Genomic DNA, 944 nt, shown 5'->3' with positions numbered 1-944 from the left:
CGTCACTACGCACACGTAGACTGCCCGGGGCACGCCGACTATGTTAAAAACATGATCACCGGTGCTGCTCAGATGGACGGCGCGATCCTGGTAGTTGCTGCGACTGACGGCCCGATGCCGCAGACTCGTGAGCACATCCTGCTCGGTCGTCAGGTAGGCGTTCCGTACATCATCGTGTTCCTGAACAAGTGCGACATGGTTGATGACGAAGAGCTGCTGGAACTGGTTGAAATGGAAGTTCGTGAACTTCTGTCTCAGTACGACTTCCCGGGCGACGACACTCCGATCGTTCGTGGTTCTGCTCTGAAAGCGCTGGAAGGCGACGCAGAGTGGGAAGCGAAAATCCTGGAACTGGCTGGCTTCCTGGATTCTTACATTCCGGAACCAGAGCGTGCGATTGACAAGCCGTTCCTGCTGCCGATCGAAGACGTATTCTCCATCTCCGGTCGTGGTACCGTAGTTACCGGTCGTGTAGAACGCGGTATCATCAAAGTTGGTGAAGAAGTTGAAATCGTTGGTATCAAAGAGACTCAGAAGTCTACCTGTACTGGCGTTGAAATGTTCCGCAAACTGCTGGACGAAGGCCGTGCTGGTGAGAACGTAGGTGTTCTGCTGCGTGGTATCAAACGTGAAGAAATCGAACGTGGTCAGGTACTGGCTAAGCCGGGCACCATCAAGCCGCACACCAAGTTCGAATCTGAAGTGTACATTCTGTCCAAAGATGAAGGCGGCCGTCATACTCCGTTCTTCAAAGGCTACCGTCCGCAGTTCTACTTCCGTACTACTGACGTGACTGGTACCATCGAACTGCCGGAAGGCGTAGAGATGGTAATGCCGGGCGACAACATCAAAATGGTTGTTACCCTGATCCACCCGATCGCGATGGACGACGGTCTGCGTTTCGCAATCCGTGAAGGCGGCCGTACCGTTGGCGCGGGCGTTGT

Annotated in this window: 1 protein-coding gene; it reads left to right on the top strand. The window is 54.4% G+C overall.

The genetic code is table 11. The features are described 5' to 3' along the window. Nucleotides 1-944, top strand: a 944-nt coding sequence (gene tuf / locus FQZ95_RS14920; RefSeq protein WP_032248882.1) for an elongation factor Tu, incomplete at both ends; no start/stop codon positions are given.

Source organism: Escherichia sp. HH41S (assembly GCF_009820115.1).
Taxonomy (GTDB): Bacteria; Pseudomonadota; Gammaproteobacteria; order Enterobacterales; family Enterobacteriaceae; genus Escherichia; species Escherichia coli_F.
The sequence above is the reverse complement of the archived record's forward strand: the minus strand, read 5'-3'. Positions and strand labels throughout refer to the sequence as shown.